Genomic DNA, 17,252 nt, shown 5'->3' on the forward strand with positions numbered 1-17,252 from the left:
TATATCGACTGAAATGAGGTGACTTTTTTGAATACGTATGAAGAAAAAATGTTACAAGAAGCTGAACACTGGAAATTCAGTATATTGAAACGACCTTCTAAATTTCAACGGACCGCAAAATCTTTACAGCTTAAAATAAATGAAAAAATACCTGCTAAAGTCCATAAGGTTATGACTGAAAGCATAAAAAAAATGGTTGAAACCACGCTTGTTGGATCCGATTTCACCACTAAAAAAAGAGATGTCAGCGGTCTTTCGTTTGAAGAAAAAGAGAAAAAAATTTTGGAGCTCATACCTAAGTACAAAAAAACTGCTGCTGTAGAGGGAGCTGGTACTGGTGCAGGCGGTCTCCTTTTAGGTGCAGCAGATTTCCCGCTTCTTCTTTCCATAAAAATGAAGTGCTTATTTGACATTGCCGCTACGTATGGTTTTGATGTAAAAGAAAAAGAAGAACGCATTTATATGCTGTATATTTTTCATCTTGCTTTTTGCAGCGATGACCATAGAACGAAGCTGCTCGAAGTAGTAGAAAACTGGGAGGAAAAGAAAGAGGAACTTCTTGAGCTTGATTGGAAAGCTTTTCAACAAGAATACCGCGATTACATTGATGTTGTGAAAATGTTTCAGCTGATGCCGGGAATTGGAGCTGTTGTAGGTGCGTATGCTAATTATCAGCTTCTTGATCATCTCACAAAAGTAGCGATGAACGTCTATCGCTTTCGGATATTATCTTCGTCACAAAAGTAGTCTAAAAACGTAAAAAAAGCTCCATTCGGAGCTTTTTTTACGTTAATTTTTTATTTACATATGCATTTACAAATAAGTGAATAAATATAGCACCTGCTGCCACGGAAAGCAGTGCAGCAACTATATTAGAAAAAGCCACCGCTATGGCGAGCACAAGAATTTGTACATACAGCGCTTTTTTCCATACGTCCAAAAATGCCTTTTTCCGTTCTTTGGCTTCAACTGGATAAAGAGAAAGCCATAAAATCTGTTTGTGCTGCTTCCAAAGCGGGAGTAATTGAAAACCCGTCATGTACACAACAAATAAAACAACCACTATATTGCCGTATTGAAACGGCGCAGCTACAATTAAAAATCCGCCAATGACAGTTAAGCGAACGAGCAAACTTAAATAATCTCCTGATCGCAAAAATGTTCTGGTGTACAAGTAATGGTAAGTGGCACTTTGACGAAATGGAATACGTGCTACTAGCCAATCTAAATATCTACGGCGTTTAATTCGCTCTTTTACCTGAGGAACATCCGTAAATAAATTAGCTAATCGATAAAAATAGCCCATGCGCTTTTCTTCTAAGTCAATTAGATTTTCCCATTTAATCGGCTTTCTTTTTGTAAGGGAGCGATAATAAATGGCTAGCGCAATCATAATCACCGCTACGACTCCTGTAAACAATACGTATGCATGGGAAAATAAGAAGTACGTAAAAACTGCGTTCAAGAAAAACCTGACGATGTAATCTGTCCACTTCGCCCACTTTTCTTCAAACCATACGGCCCACCAAGACATGCCTAAGTTTACAACTTTCAAGATGAGTAATAGCATAAAAAACACAAAAACGTTTGAGTAAGAATCATGCATTACTTTTACGTGAAGAGGTGCTGCTGCACCAGTTGCAAATAATAAAATATAAAGCTGAATCGTAAAGGTAAACCAAAAAGATTTTTTAAAATAAGGCTGCAGCTTCGTCTCCAAAGGAAGTAAAAAGACTAAATCAGGTCGTTTTAAAAACGTTTGAATTTGACCCATGGTTAAAATCAATCCCATAAGTATCGCAATGACTACAGCCGAAGGAAACGCAGGTGTTAATGTACTCAACCACTGTTGATAATAGTAGGCCAAACCGCCAATCGCAAAAATTAACACTAATTTAATGTGGTCATTTAAGATATATTTTGTATATCTTCTTATATCCACTAAATACTGCTGAAACCGTTGCTTCCATAATACATCAATCTTACTCATAGCCTTCTTCCTTTGTTAATTCAATATAAATTTCATCAAGAGTAGCATTGCGCATTTGAAATTCTTCTTGAAGGTCTTTAAGCGTTCCTTGCGCTCTTACTTCTCCGTTATGTAAAATAACAAATTTATCGCAGTAGCGTTCCGCGGTCGCCAAAATGTGTGTGGACATTAAAATGCCTGCACCTTGCTTTTTCATATCCGTCATCAAATCAAGTAAAGATTGAATACCAAGCGGGTCTAAACCTAAAAAAGGTTCATCAATAATATAAAGAGACGGCTGAACCAAAAAAGCGCACATAATCATAACCTTCTGCTTCATTCCTTTTGAAAAATGCGCAGGGAACCATTTTAACTTCCGGTCTAAACGAAATTCTTTTAAAAGCGGCTGCAGACGGGCTTCATATGTTTGAGGCTCAAGTCCATAAGCCATAGCTGTCATATCTAAATGTTCTTTTAATGTTAATTCATCGTATAGCACAGGAGTTTCTGGAATAAACGTAAACTGACTTCGATAACCTGTTGGGTCTTGTTGAAAGGTTTTATTATTAATGGATACACTTCCTTTTTTTGCTTCCATTAATCCAATGATATGTTTAATCGTTGTACTTTTGCCGGCTCCGTTTAACCCGATTAACCCAACTAATTCACCTGCATTTACATCAAACGATACATCTTTTAAGACGGGAGTTTTTGTATATCCCCCTGTAATATTATTAATTTGCAATAAAGAACCCATCACGATCTCCTTTTATTTGTTCTTTTTTGTCTCCAAGCGCAAGCGCTATTTGCTCTATTGTACCAAATCTTTTTCTTCCTCACATCGTTTTCAATTTTTTTCGGTTAATTTTTCCAGAATATAATCAAAATATCGGGACATTCTATATAGGGAAGAAGGAAAACAAGTTATTGATTACAACTAATCATTACAAAGCTTCTTACATTTGGGATGAGGTGTCTACAGCAGGCATATTTCAGAAAACCTTATTGTAAATCGATGTATGTTTGATTCATAAGGGGATGGTAATCATGAACGTAGTAAGAATATATATAATGGGTAGACAATAATGTTCATTTATTACTGTGTAAATGAGGTGTTTGTCAAAGACCAAGAACGATTTCGTTCACATTGTATATTTTTTAGCTCAATGCTTAAATGAGGTGTTTGTTAAAGAGCATATACTTTTTCAAGTTACTGTTTCATTAGGCAATGCAATTACGTAAATGAGGTGTTCCTTAAAGATCATATGCTGCATTAAAAGCTATTTTTTCCTTCTTCACATGACGGGATGCATAATCGTTTGCATCCCGTTTTTGTGTATAAAATGCCAGCAGCTATTTCTTGCCTGCTGATTGCATTTCTACTTTGTGGTAAAATAAACGTACATGTATACCCATACATTTATATTGGTAACGGAAGGTGAACATAATGAGCACACATGATGAAAACTGTATTTTTTGCAAAATTATTCGCGGTGAAATCCCAGGTGCAAAAGTATTTGAAAATGAACATGTATTAGCTTTTTTAGACATTAGTCAAGTAACAAAAGGTCATACGCTGGTGATTCCAAAAGTACATAAAAAAGACATTCACGAACTAACGCCGGAAATTGCGCGCAATTTGTTTGAAGTGGTTCCTCAAATCGCAAATGCAATTAAAGAAACATACAGCCCAATCGGCTTAAATATCTTAAATAATAATGGTGAAAAAGCTGGTCAATCCGTGTTTCATTATCATATGCACATTATTCCTCGCTATGGGGAAGGCGATGGATTCGGTGCTGTATGGAAAGAGCATACAAGCGAATACACGCCTGAAAAACTTCAAGAAATCGCTGGCAATATTTCTTCTCGCCTTTCTTGAAACAAAAAAAGCTTACACATGTAAGCTTTTTTTATTTTATCTATTCATTTGACACATGTTTAATCAGTTTATGATATAAAACATCGTGCGGCTTTTCACTTATTATGAACGACTTTCTGCCTTAACTTCTAAATTCATACGTTCTTCAATCAATTTTGTTAATGCTCTTGATCCTTCAGGTACCAAGTGGACACCATCTGATGTAAAGTATTCAGGGTGCTTAGAAGCCTCTGAGTACCAATCTACGAGCGTGACGTGATCAAACTTTTCAGAAGCAGCTTTCAAGTTCTTGTTCACGGTGCTTTCCCACGAACGAGGAACGCGCGTATTCACTAAGTAAACGTCTGCGTGTGAAAAAGCTTTTACCAGTTGTTCAAGTTCTTCGTTTGTAAAATAGCCGTTTGTTCCTAACTCAATAATCACTGCGCTGTTCGCGTTATTAAATGCTTGATAGCTAGGAGTTAGCTGCAGTGCTTCATTGAGCTGCCTTCCTACTTTTCCGTCAATCGTAATGCTAAGCGGCATCTCTTTAAGATTAGGAGCAATATCCAGCATGACCGAGTCTCCAATCGCAAGAACATCTCTGTAAGAATGCGGCTGCTGTTTTTCTTTGGCATCAGATTTTTCTTCCCCGGAACTCTTTTCCGCGTTCTCTGCTTTTTTATCATCCGCTTTGTTCTTGTCTTTGACAGAAGTTGAAGCATTTTCTTTATGATTCGTTTGAATTTTAACCTCTGTCTCTTTTGCTGCCGTTTCATCCTTTTGTTGCGTACTAATAGCAAAGCTTGTCATATCCGCTGTAAACAACGCCAAAAAGAAAATGAGACTGCCCAAAACCGCTTGTCTCGAACGAGAGAGATTACGCCATTTAAAAAGCTCTCTCGGATGGTAGTGCCGGAAATAATAGCGAAAGCCGCGTGTGCGGATAGGTACTTCGATGTAACGGTAAGAAAGTTCAGCAATGATAAATGTAAGGCCTACTTGTAACAGCGCATGCCAATAGACCGGGCGGCCAATCTCGGATACAGGTGTTGTAAGAACAATAACCGGATAATGCCACAAATAGATACCGTATGATCTAGTACCAAGCCAGCGAAGCGGTTTAAACGACAGAGCTTTTCCTAAAAAACTACTAGGATGACTAATCGTTGCAACCAGTACAGCAGCGTTTAAACAAATCAGCAGCATTCCACCTTGATAAAGGAAAGATGCATGAGTATACTCATCAACGCTCCATACGCAGAGAATAAATACAAAGAAACTCACCATACTTACAGCGTTTAATACTTGCTTGCCTACGGCTGGAAGATTTTTTGATGACAAACGATACATCGGCCAGACAAATGCAAGTAAACAGCCGATTAAAAGGGCAAACAGCCGAGTATCGGTTCCATAATAAATGCGGCTAGGATCTCCTCCTGGCTCATATAAAAAAGACATTAGAATAGCGGAGGCCATTACTCCAGCTAAAATGAATAGAGAAAGAATTCCTCTCTTTTTGATAAATTTTAAACCCAACAATAAAACAAGTGGCCACACAATATAAAACTGCTCTTCGATAGCAAGTGACCATAAGTTCTTTAATGGTGACGGTGACCCAAAACTATCAAAATATGAAACTTTATGAAAAATAAACCACCAGTTACTCATATAAAAAATAGACGATAATGCATCGCCTCGTAGCGTTGTTAACAATGGCCGGTTAAATAAAATAACCCACGCTGCAGTTAATACTACCATCACATACACAGCTGGAAGAAGTCTTCTCGTTCGGCTGATCCAAAAATGCTTCAAATTTCCCAAAGGATTTTCCCAAGATTGCACGAGTAAAATCGAGGTAATTAAATACCCTGATAATACAAAGAAAACGTCAACTCCTAGAAATCCTCCAGATGCCCACCCAAATCCTAAGTGATAGGCAATGACAGACATAACAGCGAAAGCTCGAAGTCCATCCAAACTATATATATACCTATTTTTCTTTTCTTTTGCACTCATAAAAATGCCTCCAAGCAATATGTACAACAAATTTCTTTCCTAATAAATATTAAGAATATTACGTAATTGTTACATTTTTGTTACAAAAATCATTATATACAATATTATTACTTTCTTCAATATATCACTTACTTAAAATCAAAGAATAAGTAAAAAGAAACAAATTCACTATCTATCTTATTCATAAATTACTAATTTAGTAGTAGTCATATCGATTCTATCTGCGCAGTACTAAAGCCTAACATCTTTCTTTCACCTTACCCGTTTCAGAAATAGAAAAACTTCACACAATTGGTGAAGTTTCTAAGGTGTCTTTAGCATATCTAGGTGGGGAAGCCCTTCATCTGAATAAATATCGGAAATAGGTCTAAAACCAAACGATTCATAAAATGTTTGAAGTCTGCTTTGAGCTTGAATTTTAATTGTCTTCTCGTGCAACTCATTTTCTAAAAAATCAATTCCTCTTGCTACTAGTTCTCTTCCAAGACCTGTACCGCGCTGTGCTTGTTCTACAATAATGCGTCCAAGAGAAGCTTCCCGATAGCTAATTCCTTTTGGTAAAACTCTAAGGTATGCGATAATTTTCTCATTCTCTTTTTTGAACAAGTGATAAGCAAGTTTGTCTTTTCCATCTACTTCTAAGTAAGCACACTTCTGTTCGACAACAAAAATAGCGGTGCGAACTTGTAGAATTTCATAAAGTTCATCGTTTGTCAGCTCTTGAAATGATTTTATGCACCAAGTCATGATCCGCTCACCTTTTCTTATTGTTCTTTTTCAATTAAATTCAGCGTACGTTCAAGCCAATTGATATAGCTTGTCTCCCGGTCTTGAGCGCGAGATAGCACCAAATAATGACCAAATTGAGGAGACGAAACGGTAATGTGATGATTAACTTGTTCCAAAAGGTCATCCATTCGTTTCTTTAAAAAAGTTAGCTTCACTTTCCTGCTTGATAGCTGATTATCTATTTGTTGCTTTAACTCTTCTATTGACATGGATGAAGCAAAATAAGCTTTTAACATAAATTCATCTTTAGTTGTTTCAGGAATAGGATCAATCGTAGTGAGCCACTTGCTTAACTCGGCTCTTCCTTCTTCCGTTATCGAATACATCTTTTTTTCTAATTTCTTGCCTTGAATCACGGTTTCATAGCGAATAAATCCCTCTTCTGTTAATCGCTTTAACTCAGGATAAATCTGGCTGTGCTTAGCACTCCAAAAATTACCGACCTCTTCTTTAAAAAGTCTGGTAATGTCATACCCGCTGAGCTCCTTCTGATCTAAGAGCCCTAATATGGCATATTTTAATACTCTCATTCTGTTCCTCCACATTATTTCTTCCATCAGTATAGCATATAAACATTTCATTTACATGTTTGCCAAAACATGTTTGCGTATACTTTTTAATTATCTTTTTTCTATTATTTTCTCTTTACAGATTAATTTAAATTTTTGAAAAGTTACCTCCACAATCAATGGTTTTCATGATAGTATAATGATATTCTTTCTGACATCAGTCATTAGCCATTTTGTATGATGAGTGTTCGAACTAATTTGAGGAGGAATTAATGTGATTACGTTAAACAGAGCTTATAATTTTAATGCAGGTCCGTCTGCGCTTCCCCTACCTGTCTTACAACTTGCTCAAGAGGAGCTAGTTAATTTTAAAAATACGGGTATGTCTGTGATGGAATTATCACACCGCAGCAAAGAGTTTGAAGATGTATTAACACATGCTAAAGAAACACTCACGGAATTGCTTAACATTCCAGATACGCATGAAATTTTATTCCTGCAGGGCGGAGCAAGCCTGCAATTCTCTATGATTCCAATGAACTTTTTATCTCCCGATCAAGTCGGTGCATATGTACTAACGGGATCATGGTCGGAAAAAGCATTAAAAGAAGCAAAGAAACTTGGAAAAACAGCAGTTGTTGCTTCTACTAAAGAAGAGAACTACCGCTCTATTCCAGCTTTAGATGATGTAAAGCTTCCAAAAGAAGAGATTGGGTACTTGCATATCACGTCCAACAATACCATTTTTGGTACACAATGGGCTGACTATCCTTCTATCGAAGGAGTAGACTTAATTGCCGACATGTCAAGCGACATTCTTTGCCGTCAAATTGATGTATCTAAGTTCTCACTCATTTATGCTGGTGCTCAGAAAAACCTCGGACCATCTGGTGTCACGGTTGTCATTTTGAAGAAAGAATTACTTAAACGTATTCCTGAAGGTTTACCAACAATGCTGAATTATGAGACACACGTAAAGAGCAACTCTCTTTACAACACTCCTCCAACGTTTGGCATTTACATGCTTTCACTTGTTTTAGATTGGATTAAAGAACAAGGTGGCGTTAAAGCAATTGAAGCCCAAAATCATAAAAAAGCTAAGTTACTCTACACAAGCATGGAACGTTCAAATGGTTTCTATACCCCTCACGCTACAGAGGAAAGCCGATCAATTATGAACGTAACGTTTACTTTACCAACCGATGAGTTAACGGCTGCGTTTTTACAGCAAGCAAAAGAAAAAGGCTTCGTAGGATTAGCTGGACACCGTTCAATCGGCGGATGCCGCGCTTCTATTTACAATGCTGTACCGCTTGAAGCGTGTGAAGCTCTTGCCGCCTTTATGGATGAATTTGCACAGGCAAACGCATAATTGGCAGAATTAACTGATCCTTTTTTCACATAAATATGTTATAATCAGTATGTAAATATATGCAATGGGCATAGACGCACTATTGGTATATTTCGAGCTTAGCTTAGAAGAGGAGAGATGAGAAATGAATACAAAGGTTTTAGTTTCTTTAGCGTTATTAGTCGGAATTGGAGCGGTTCTCCACACGGTGGTACCTCCTATTTTATTTGGAATGAAACCAGATATGATGTTAACGATGATGTTTTTAGCAATCCTGTTGTTTCCTAGCGTAAAAAATGTTGCATTGGTTAGCTTAACCACAGCGGTTATTTCCGCTTTAACAACAAGCTTTCCTGGCGGACAAATTGCAAACTTGATTGATAAACCAATTACAGCATTTGTTTTCTTTGCATTATTTATGCTTGTGAAAAAAGCAATAGGCATGAAAACACCAGTTGCTGCTGCTTTAACAGCTGTTGGCACGCTCGTATCAGGAACCGTATTCTTGTCAGCTGCCGCGCTAATCGTCGGCTTACCGGGCGGAAATAGCGTCATGGCACTTGTTGCTGCGGTTGTATTACCTGCAACAGTAGTAAATACAATCGTTATGATCGTTATTTATCCAATTGTTCAATCCGTTCTAAAACGCACAAGTATCAAAGCAAAATTATCGTAACGTCAAGAGCCTGATTTAATTAAGAATCAGGCTCTTTTTTTACACCAAAAGCTAAGGCCCGCCAAAGCGTGGCGGACCTTTAGATAAAACGATTCATTTATAGTATGTTGCTGATCTTTTAGAAACAGCCTGCGGTTCGGCTCTTAACTTTTTGTTAAAAAAGAAATGGTACAGAATGCTTTTCACTTAAATTTCATTTGCAGCTCATACAATAGGTATGAAGACTTACTATGTAATAAAGGTTTAAGTTCTCCATCCTAGGTTACATAATAAAGTATAAGCGCCAATAAAAAACTCGCAAAAGCCACTGTCGCACATGTAAGAGACTTTTGTTTCAGCACATGTTTAGGTGGATATGATGCCGTTCTAGTCGTAAGGGTAAACCATTTAAAGGCAGCCAGAAAAAAACTCAGGCTAATCACCAAAAGAATGAATAAAGCTACCCCATGTTGATAACCTCCTTCTTTTGTATAAATCTATGCTATTTTTTTATGATTATGTCAGAAGGAAGTGTTAGCAATTACTTTACTACATAGGAGGAAATAAATAATGAGTAGAATGAAAAAACTAGCAGCTGGAGCAGTAATCGGAAGCACCGTAGCCGCTATTACAACGCTTCTTGTTACCCCATATTCAGGACGAGAACTTAAACAGCGTGTCAGCTCTCGAAAAGACCGAGTTAACGCTTCACAACAAGAGCTCTCAACAAAAATAAAAGCTGTTTCTCAACAAGTACAAATGACCGCCAGAGAAGGAAATACTATAGTGAAAAATATCGCAAGTGACCTTTCCACTACCCTTGGTCAGTTTAAAGAAGAAATTGTCCCTCATAAGGAATCCCTTCAGCATCATTTGAAAGAAATCCAAAATTCTTTGTCAAACCTAGAGGAACATGTACAGACAACTAAAAATCCCAATGAAAAAATTGACAAAAAAGAAGGTTAAAACGCCTTCTTTTTTAATTTTTTAAAATTTTGTAAATTTACATCTTTATAATTTTTTATTTTATTGGCATAATAGAAGATAAATAAAAAAAGAGACTAAGTAGGTGGGAGAAGATGAAAAAGACTAGTGATCAAGATTACAGTTTGAAAGAAGCACTTCTATTTAGCCAACGCATTGCCCAATTAAGTAAAGCCCTTTGGAAAACCGTAGAGAAAGATTGGCAGCAATGGATTAAGCCTTATGACCTTAATATTAACGAGCATCATATTTTATGGATTTCATATCATTTAAACGGGGCTTCCATTTCCGAAATTGCCAAATTTGGAGTTATGCACGTTTCTACTGCATTTAACTTCTCCAAAAAACTGGAAGAACGAGGTTTACTTGAGTTTTCTAAAAAAGAAAGCGACAAGCGAAATACGTACATTCAGCTGACAGATAAAGGCGAGGCCATTTTATTAGATTTAATGGAACATTACGAACCTTCTAATAATTCAGTGTTCAGCGGCGCACTTCCGTTGCGCGACTTGTACGGCAAATTCCCTGAGTTTATGGAACTAATGACCGTCATCCGCAAAATTTACGGTGAAGATTTTATGGATATCTTCGAGCGATCTTTCCATCATATCGAAGAAGAATTCACTGAAGAAGATGGCAAGCTTGTCAAGAAAGATAAAGAGAACCACTAGGAGACTATTTCAAACTCTTAATGGTTAGTCCCTTATCCATTGAATAATTTCAAAAAATTCATTCATCACATCTTGATAAGAAGGTTGATAACGAAGCGATTCGACCGTCTCTCTGGGAGTTAATTTATAATTCAGCATGCCAACAAATTGTGTAAGAAGCGGAACAAAGTCTGTTAGACCTTCCGCTTTTTGCTCAATATATTCGTTTTTTGTATCTTCACACAGAATTAAAATTTCCTCTACTTCCTTCTTTGTAAGCTGATTTCTTACCACTAAATCAATAAATGGTTTAGCTTCTTGTTCAGATGTCCCAGATAACAGTTTTATGTAATATTCTAAACGTGATACTCGAGATTCTAAAGTTTCCATCCGCTTCCCCTACTCCTTCAACGTTCATATACCTCTACTCCATATTGTACATGATTCATTCATGTTCTTCCAAATAATTCTTTCTGCGTCATTCACATTTCCTGTTTAAGTAGCACCGTATAAAGATTTTCATATACTGATTATGTACTCACTGCATATATTAATATAAATCCCTCTGTCCTTTTTAACAATCCTTTTGCACAATGGATAATTGTTACTCATTCTTATCCATTCACTTTGCTATTTCGTTTAAAACCTATTTCTCAACTTCTTAACTACCCTTTATAAAATAAAAACCGCATTTCTGTGTAAATACCTTTTGAAATTCTTTGCTCAACTGTATATATAACTATCTATTTTACCGCTTTTTTGGTAATGTTAATATAGATATTTGTAAATTCATACAAAGCTGTACTATATAAATGACTATAAGACTTTTTGTCTTCGTCACACTGATTTTGTTAGGGGGATTTTTATGTACATATTCTTTATTGTATTTGCACTATTCATTTTATTCTACATCAATGCACTAACAAATACATTGTGTATTCAAAAAGAAATTCCAGCTGAAAAACAGCCTAAAGTTTTTCGTACGATTAATGTATTAATTACCATTTTATTAGTTTCATCTTATATTGAAGTATCATTTACATAAAAAACGGTGAGATGTCTCACCGCTTTTTTATAGGCTTAGCAAAAACAGCTAGCTCCGATGATAACTAATAAGATGAATAATACGACTAATAGCGCAAATCCACTGCCGTATCCGCATCCGTAAGAACCCATATCTATCGCCCCTTTCCTTTTATATTCATCTGTTTCCTAGTGGTAACATGCACAACCAACAATGACTAATAAGATAAACAGTACAACTAATAGTGCAAAACCGCCTCCATGTCCGCATCCGCTCATTTGAGCACCCCCTTTGTTTACTAATACTGCATCTTATGCATCAGCTCAAAAAACGTCTAGGCTTTTAGCCCAAACTCCATAATTTATTTCTCTTGCTTCTCGTTTGGAGATTACTCTGTGAGTTTGTCCACCATTTTGAAAACGCTTTATAAAAAAGCCATCATAAGCGTATAATCACTCCATGCTTAGTGGAAAATAAATGTAAATTTACGTGGTTTTAACTTCATTTGCTAACATCAGGAAATGTGATATAGTAAATCTTGAGTCAAGCTACATAAGTAAAAATGATGAGTAGGAGTGTTTACGTATGAAAAAAAGCTTAGTTGCACTAACAACGGCAGCCAGCCTCGTTGCTTTATCAGCATGCAGTGGGGGAAATGATGCTTCAAATGCAAACGATTCTTCAAAAGTAATTGTAGAAACAAAAGCAGGCAATATCACTCAAGGTGATTTGTATAAGCAAATGAAAGATACAATCGGACAAGACCAATTTAATACACTCGTACGAAGCGTTACCGAAGAAAAAGTATTGAGTAAAAAATATAAAGTAACGGATAAAGAGCTTGATCAGCAGCTGAACATTCTAAGAGAACAATACGGTGATCAGGTGGATTCAGTTATTAAGCAAAAAGGCGAAAAAGAAGTCAAAGATATGCTAAAAGTTGATATTCTCCGTGAAAAAGCTGCTACAGCAGGCATTAAAGTATCGGACAAAGAAGTGAAAAAAGCTTATGATGAGTATAAAGCTCAAAAACCTCAAATTCGCGCAAGTCATATTTTAGTAAAAGACGAGAAAACAGCAAACGAAGTGGAAGCGAAAATCAAAAAAGGCGAGGACTTTGCTAGTCTGGCAAAAGAATATTCAACGGATCAGCAGTCTGCCGCTAACGGCGGGGATTTAGGCTACTTCGGTGAAGGCCAAATGGTTAAAGAATTTGAAGAAGCGGCTTACAAGCTGAAAAAAGGTGAAGTAAGTAAACCAATCAAAACAGAGTACGGCTACCATATCATTAAACTAGTCGATAAAAAGAAAGTAGAATCGTTTGAGAAAAAGAAACCCGAACTTGAGCAGCAAATCAAACGTTCAAAAGTAGATCAAGCAGAAGCAAACAAGAAGATTCAAAAAGAGCTTGATAAAGCAAAAGTGGAAGTCAAAGATAAAAATGTAAAACCAATTTTCGAAGAAGGTGCGACAGATAGTCAATCTGGCGTAGAAACTCCTCAGCAGTAATGCTAAGAGCCTGTCACTCATGTGACAGGCTCTTTTATATAATCAGATGGAATCGCTGTTGCGTCTTTCTTTTTCCACTTGCATTCTTTCGATGAAGACTTGTCCCTCTTTTTCAATAAACGAATCATCCACTTGCTTATCATGTTGTGCAGCACGAATCGCCATAAATCCACTAAAGAAAATGCCTGCTACAACTAAATAAATCCAAATTGGTAGTGTCACCATATATTGATCCCCCATCACAGTTATTTACAACCACTATATGCGAAGGAAGAAAGACTTATACCTTTTTTAATCAATCGTTGGTTTATAAAATGAGCGATTATCAAGTGCAAAAATACGCTCTGTAAACTCACCGGGCTTCACTTTTGTTAATGCTCGGTCCAGCATATTCATTTTAGCGTCTACATTGTCAATCAAATGAAGCATCTCAGCCTCTTTAATTAACGGCTTTTTCGGACTTCCCCACTCTTCCTTACCATGATGCGATAATACAAGGTGCTGAAGAAGCATAACCTCTTCTCCTTCGATCGCTAATTCTTCTGCCGCTTTTCCAATTTCATTCACCATAATCGAAATATGGCCAAGCAGGTTCCCTTCGACTGTGTATATCGTCGAAACAGGACCTGAAAGTTCAAATACTTTGCCAAGGTCATGAAGAATAACTCCAGCGTACAGCAAGTCGCGGTTTAAGCTTGGATAAAGGGTTGAAAATGACTCAGCCAGCTTCAGCATAGACACCACATGGTAGGCAAGTCCCGATACAAACTCATGGTGATTTTTAGTTGCTGCCGGATATTCTAGAAATTCCGTTTGATATTTTTTAAACAAATGGCGAGTAATGCGCTGGACATTCGAATTTTTCATTTCGAATATACTCTTTGTAATATGTTCGACCATTTCTTCTTGAGATAAAGGTGCCACTTCTAAAAAGTCAGATGTGCGCACTCCGTCCTGGGGCTGTGCAGGACGAATGTTGCGTATTTTCAGCTGGTTGCGCCCGCGGTAATTCATTACTTCTCCAGCAGCTCGCACAATCTTTTGAGCAGCATAATTTTCCTCGTCATCTGGGGAAGCATCCCACAGCTTGGCTTCAATATCACCTGTTTTATCCTGCAGGATTACCGTTAAAAATGGCTTTCCATTGCTTGCAATTCCTCTCGTTGAGGATTTAATTAAAAAATAAAGATCAACTTGCTCTCCTACTTCGTATTGAGCAATTCCTTTTGTCATGATCTTTTCCTCCTTACCACTTCATTCTATGTATTTGATAGCAAAGCTCTTATCGCTTCGTCCGCTTATTTACAGCTCTTTACATTTCATTTTACCATCGCTTGGCACCGAATGCACGGGTAGACGCTTTTTCACACAAGATGAGATTGCAACATAACAAAATCAATGCAATCTAAAGATGAACAAATTGGATAAAGGAGCTGAACTGCTTGAGATACCGCTGTTAATTTCCGTGCAAGACTTCGCTTTCCACGGGAGGGCGCTGAGCCGCCTCGTCGCTTCCGCTCCTGCGGGGGTCTCACCTATTCCGCTTTTCCCGTAGGAGTCTTCGTCTTGCTCTCCAATACACAGCTAGAAGCAGCCACATATATGAAAACTATGGTTACCATAGCAATAAAAAAATCCGAACGAGTTGGATTCTCAATCAAGAATCTAGGTTGTTCGTTCGGACCTTCCTTCGACTAAACTACTTTTGTCTCAGCCTCTCGCTTCTTTATGTTTCTTTTTTCGTTAACTGCAGCGCCTTTTTAATATCTTTAAAAGAGGTAGATTGCCCATACATAAGGACTCCTCCTTTATACACACGGGCACCAAATATAGCTAAAGCAGTAATCGTCACAACTAAAATCCCTATCGATACACTCACTTCCCACACAGGAACATTTAACATACCTACACGTAAAAACATAATCATCGGAGCAAAAAATGGGATAAAAGATGTGACCGTAATGATTGTGGTTTCAGGATCACCAAGTCCAAACATAGCAATTAAAAAAGCGGCCACAATCACAAGGGTCATGGGCGTAATCATTTGCTGTACATCTTCAATACGGCTCACAAGAGAACCTAAAAAAGCCGCGAGCGTAGCAAAAAGAAAGTATCCCAATATGAAAAAGACAAATGCATACACGAATGTAGTCAGCGGAACATCATTAAATCCGAGATAAGAAAAGATGCCGTTATGATTTGTTTCTACACTGGCTTTTAACGATGTGTAGCCCACGCTCAGTATCACTGCAAGCTGTGTTAAGCTGAGCAGTGCAATTCCAATGATTTTAGCAAACATTTGTGTAATAGGTGATACGCTCGATACAAGGATCTCCATAACGCGGGATGATTTTTCAGTAGCTACTTCCATCGCAATCATGCTCCCATACATGATAACGGCAAAATAAATAACAAACAGCAGCACATACACAAGACCTCTTGCTTGATTTAGCTCTTGTTCTGTTTTGGCATTTTCAACTAACGCTTCTTTTTTAAATGAAACAGGGCTGTAAAGCTGATCAATTTGCTTTTCTTCTAACCCGATTTTCACTGTAGCCATAGCCACTTTTGTTTGCTGTACCGCCTGTTCTAAGGTAGAAGAAAGATTTGATTCGGCCAAAGAGTTAGCTTTGTACACAGCTTGAGGCAGCTGCTTATCGTTTAAAGATAAAAGTAAATAGCTATCGAGCTCCCCGCTTTTTACCGCTTGCTTTGCCTTAGACTCAGACGTAAATTCTTTTAAATGAATGTCTTTATCCATGGCATTTACGTTTTGTTTGAACAACGTATATACGCTTTCCACTTCATAGATGACACCAACATTTGTACCGTTATCGTCTGAATTAAAAACGTCGATAATTTTCTCCATATTTGTAAGAGCAACTAGAATAAGAGCAGTAATAATCGTTGTAATAATAAAAGATTTTGTTTTTAATTTATTAAGATATGTATGAAAGACAATGACCCAAAATTTATTCATAGGAAGCACCTACCTTTTCAATGAAAATATCATTTAATGAAGGCTCTTCCACTGCAAATTTAGATACAAATGAAAAGTGTTTAAGTTCTTGAAAAATGAGTTGCGATACGGATTCATGTTGAATTTGAACAATCATGCCTTCAACCGTTTTTTTCACCTTTACAACGCCTTCAAGCTCTGTAATTCTCTCAAACGGACCTTTTCCGTGTACAATGACGTTTTTCTTGCCAAATGAACGCTTGATCTCCGGCAGCCTTCCATACACAACAGGCGTGCCATGATGCATAATACATAAATATTCACAAAGTTCTTCCACATGTTCCATTCGATGACTTGAAAAAACAATCGTCGTTCCGCGTTTTTTCAAGTCAAGTACCGCTTCTTTTAGTACCTCTACGTTTACAGGATCCAAGCCGCTAAAAGGTTCATCTAAAATAAGCAGCTCGGGACGATGAATAACGGAGGCAATAAATTGAATTTTTTGCTGATTTCCTTTGGATAGCTCTTCTACTTTTTTCGAAGCATATTGAGGAATATTAAACCGAGATAACCAGTGCTCCATTTCTTGCAGCACGTTCGCTTTTTTCATTCCGCGCAGCCGTCCAAGGTACACAAGCTGATCTTTGACTTTTAATTTCGGATACAATCCCCTTTCTTCTGGAAGGTAGCCAACTAGATGACTTCTACTGTAAGTTAAAGATTTATCGTTCCATTGGATGTGACCTGAGGTTGGTTCAATGAGCCCTAAAATCATTCGAAACGTCGTCGTTTTGCCAGCACCGTTTGCACCTAAAAAACCAAACACTTCGCCTTTTGGAATTTGCAAGGATAGCTCATTTACAGCTGTAAATTCACCGTACCTTTTTGAAACTTCACGGATAGAAAGAGACATTTAATTCCTCCTTTGTAAATAAACCTATGTTTATTGTATGGAAAAAAATGATATCTGTAA

21 protein-coding genes and 1 pseudogene are annotated in these 17,252 nt (G+C 37.3%); 8 read left to right on the plus strand and 14 right to left on the minus strand.

The genetic code is table 11. The features are described 5' to 3' along the window. The first annotated feature begins 27 nt into the window (after positions 1-27). The gene (locus MMB69_RS24265; RefSeq protein ID WP_264408869.1) at positions 28-747 is read left to right on the plus strand and encodes an EcsC family protein; all 720 of its coding nucleotides are present in this window, start codon (positions 28-30) and stop codon (positions 745-747) included. A 37-nt stretch (positions 748-784) separates the two neighbouring features. Here MMB69_RS24265 and MMB69_RS24270 read toward each other — a convergent pair whose 3' ends face one another. Together MMB69_RS24270 and MMB69_RS24275 are read right to left on the minus strand one after the other, a co-directional pair. After that, the gene (locus MMB69_RS24270; protein WP_277448548.1) at positions 785-1,990 is read right to left on the minus strand and encodes an ABC transporter permease; all 1,206 of its coding nucleotides are present in this window, start codon (positions 1,988-1,990) and stop codon (positions 785-787) included. Then, positions 1,983-2,726 (minus strand): ABC transporter ATP-binding protein, encoded by a 744-nt coding sequence (locus tag MMB69_RS24275; RefSeq protein ID WP_013055321.1) that lies wholly within the window; start codon positions 2,724-2,726, stop codon positions 1,983-1,985. Before MMB69_RS24275 ends, MMB69_RS24270 begins: the two co-directional genes overlap by 8 nt. Before the next feature lie 690 nt (positions 2,727-3,416). Here MMB69_RS24275 and MMB69_RS24280 point away from each other — a divergent pair. Then, positions 3,417-3,851, plus strand: a complete 435-nt coding sequence (locus MMB69_RS24280; RefSeq protein ID WP_014461670.1) for an HIT family protein — start codon at positions 3,417-3,419, stop codon at positions 3,849-3,851. Between the two features lie 102 nt (positions 3,852-3,953). Here the strand turns inward: MMB69_RS24280 and MMB69_RS24285 are convergent, their stop codons facing one another. The 3 genes from MMB69_RS24285 to MMB69_RS24295 form a co-directional block, all read right to left on the minus strand. Then, positions 3,954-5,849 carry an acyltransferase family protein gene (locus tag MMB69_RS24285; protein WP_221785145.1) on the minus strand — a complete coding sequence of 632 codons (1,896 nt, stop codon included), beginning with the start codon at positions 5,847-5,849 and terminating at the stop codon, positions 3,954-3,956. A gap of 303 nt (positions 5,850-6,152) precedes the next feature. After that, on the minus strand, positions 6,153-6,596 hold the full coding sequence (locus MMB69_RS24290; RefSeq protein ID WP_195695444.1) for a GNAT family N-acetyltransferase: 444 nt from the start codon (positions 6,594-6,596) through the stop codon (positions 6,153-6,155). 17 nt (positions 6,597-6,613) lie between these two features. Then, positions 6,614-7,168 carry a PadR family transcriptional regulator gene (locus tag MMB69_RS24295; RefSeq protein WP_025752934.1) on the minus strand — a complete coding sequence of 185 codons (555 nt, stop codon included), beginning with the start codon at positions 7,166-7,168 and terminating at the stop codon, positions 6,614-6,616. A gap of 253 nt (positions 7,169-7,421) precedes the next feature. On the opposite strand from MMB69_RS24295, the gene serC reads away from it, so the two are divergent. After that, a complete protein-coding gene (gene serC / locus MMB69_RS24300; RefSeq protein ID WP_050689474.1) occupies positions 7,422-8,519 on the plus strand; it encodes a 3-phosphoserine/phosphohydroxythreonine transaminase in 1,098 nt (365 codons plus the stop codon). Between the two features lie 124 nt (positions 8,520-8,643). Continuing rightward, positions 8,644-9,174: a tryptophan transporter gene (locus tag MMB69_RS24305; protein WP_221785146.1), complete on the plus strand. Its 531-nt coding sequence runs from the start codon at positions 8,644-8,646 to the stop codon at positions 9,172-9,174. A gap of 257 nt (positions 9,175-9,431) precedes the next feature. Here the strand turns inward: MMB69_RS24305 and yhzF are convergent, their stop codons facing one another. Further along, positions 9,432-9,650 (minus strand): membrane protein YhzF, encoded by a 219-nt coding sequence (gene yhzF / locus MMB69_RS27345; protein ID WP_481861929.1) that lies wholly within the window; start codon positions 9,648-9,650, stop codon positions 9,432-9,434. 73 nt (positions 9,651-9,723) lie between these two features. On the opposite strand from yhzF, the gene MMB69_RS24310 reads away from it, so the two are divergent. Together MMB69_RS24310 and MMB69_RS24315 are read left to right on the plus strand one after the other, a co-directional pair. Continuing rightward, positions 9,724-10,119: a YtxH domain-containing protein gene (locus MMB69_RS24310; RefSeq protein ID WP_050689473.1), complete on the plus strand. Its 396-nt coding sequence runs from the start codon at positions 9,724-9,726 to the stop codon at positions 10,117-10,119. 113 nt (positions 10,120-10,232) lie between these two features. Beyond that, positions 10,233-10,808: an HTH-type transcriptional regulator Hpr gene (locus MMB69_RS24315; protein ID WP_277448549.1), complete on the plus strand. Its 576-nt coding sequence runs from the start codon at positions 10,233-10,235 to the stop codon at positions 10,806-10,808. A 24-nt stretch (positions 10,809-10,832) separates the two neighbouring features. Here the strand turns inward: MMB69_RS24315 and MMB69_RS24320 are convergent, their stop codons facing one another. After that, positions 10,833-11,177, minus strand: coding sequence for a DUF1878 family protein (locus tag MMB69_RS24320; protein ID WP_013081673.1), 345 nt, complete (start codon positions 11,175-11,177; stop codon positions 10,833-10,835). Between the two features lie 475 nt (positions 11,178-11,652). On the opposite strand from MMB69_RS24320, the gene MMB69_RS24325 reads away from it, so the two are divergent. Then, positions 11,653-11,832: a hypothetical protein gene (locus MMB69_RS24325; protein ID WP_013055312.1), complete on the plus strand. Its 180-nt coding sequence runs from the start codon at positions 11,653-11,655 to the stop codon at positions 11,830-11,832. Positions 11,833-11,867: 35 nt separating this feature from the next. Here MMB69_RS24325 and MMB69_RS24330 read toward each other — a convergent pair whose 3' ends face one another. Then, complete coding sequence (locus MMB69_RS24330) at positions 11,868-11,963, minus strand: YjcZ family sporulation protein (RefSeq protein ID WP_016762974.1); 96 nt, start codon at positions 11,961-11,963, stop codon at positions 11,868-11,870. Between the two features lie 36 nt (positions 11,964-11,999). Next, entirely contained in the window at positions 12,000-12,089 is a 90-nt protein-coding gene (locus tag MMB69_RS24335; protein WP_078081447.1) for a YjcZ family sporulation protein, read from the minus strand. Positions 12,090-12,396: 307 nt separating this feature from the next. Between MMB69_RS24335 and MMB69_RS24340 the strand changes: the two genes are divergently transcribed. Then, positions 12,397-13,320, plus strand: coding sequence for a peptidylprolyl isomerase (locus MMB69_RS24340; RefSeq protein ID WP_221785148.1), 924 nt, complete (start codon positions 12,397-12,399; stop codon positions 13,318-13,320). Positions 13,321-13,362: 42 nt separating this feature from the next. Here the strand turns inward: MMB69_RS24340 and MMB69_RS24345 are convergent, their stop codons facing one another. The 5 genes and pseudogenes from MMB69_RS24345 to MMB69_RS24365 all read right to left on the minus strand — a co-directional run bounded on the left by MMB69_RS24345 (position 13,363) and on the right by MMB69_RS24365 (position 17,192). Beyond that, on the minus strand, positions 13,363-13,545 hold the full coding sequence (locus tag MMB69_RS24345; protein WP_013055310.1) for a sporulation YhaL family protein: 183 nt from the start codon (positions 13,543-13,545) through the stop codon (positions 13,363-13,365). A 66-nt stretch (positions 13,546-13,611) separates the two neighbouring features. After that, positions 13,612-14,553, minus strand: coding sequence for a 3'-5' exoribonuclease YhaM (gene yhaM / locus MMB69_RS24350; protein WP_013055309.1), 942 nt, complete (start codon positions 14,551-14,553; stop codon positions 13,612-13,614). 131 nt (positions 14,554-14,684) lie between these two features. Next, positions 14,685-14,898 (minus strand): annotated as a pseudogene (locus tag MMB69_RS24355) (hypothetical protein). Between the two features lie 148 nt (positions 14,899-15,046). Then, a complete protein-coding gene (locus tag MMB69_RS24360) occupies positions 15,047-16,300 on the minus strand; it encodes an ABC transporter permease (protein ID WP_221785149.1) in 1,254 nt (417 codons plus the stop codon). Continuing rightward, positions 16,293-17,192, minus strand: coding sequence for an ABC transporter ATP-binding protein (locus tag MMB69_RS24365; protein WP_029320779.1), 900 nt, complete (start codon positions 17,190-17,192; stop codon positions 16,293-16,295). Before MMB69_RS24365 ends, MMB69_RS24360 begins: the two co-directional genes overlap by 8 nt. Positions 17,193-17,252 lie beyond the last annotated feature (60 nt).

The organism is Priestia sp. P5 (assembly GCF_029522155.1).
Taxonomy (GTDB): Bacteria; Bacillota; Bacilli; order Bacillales; family Bacillaceae_H; genus Priestia; species Priestia megaterium_E.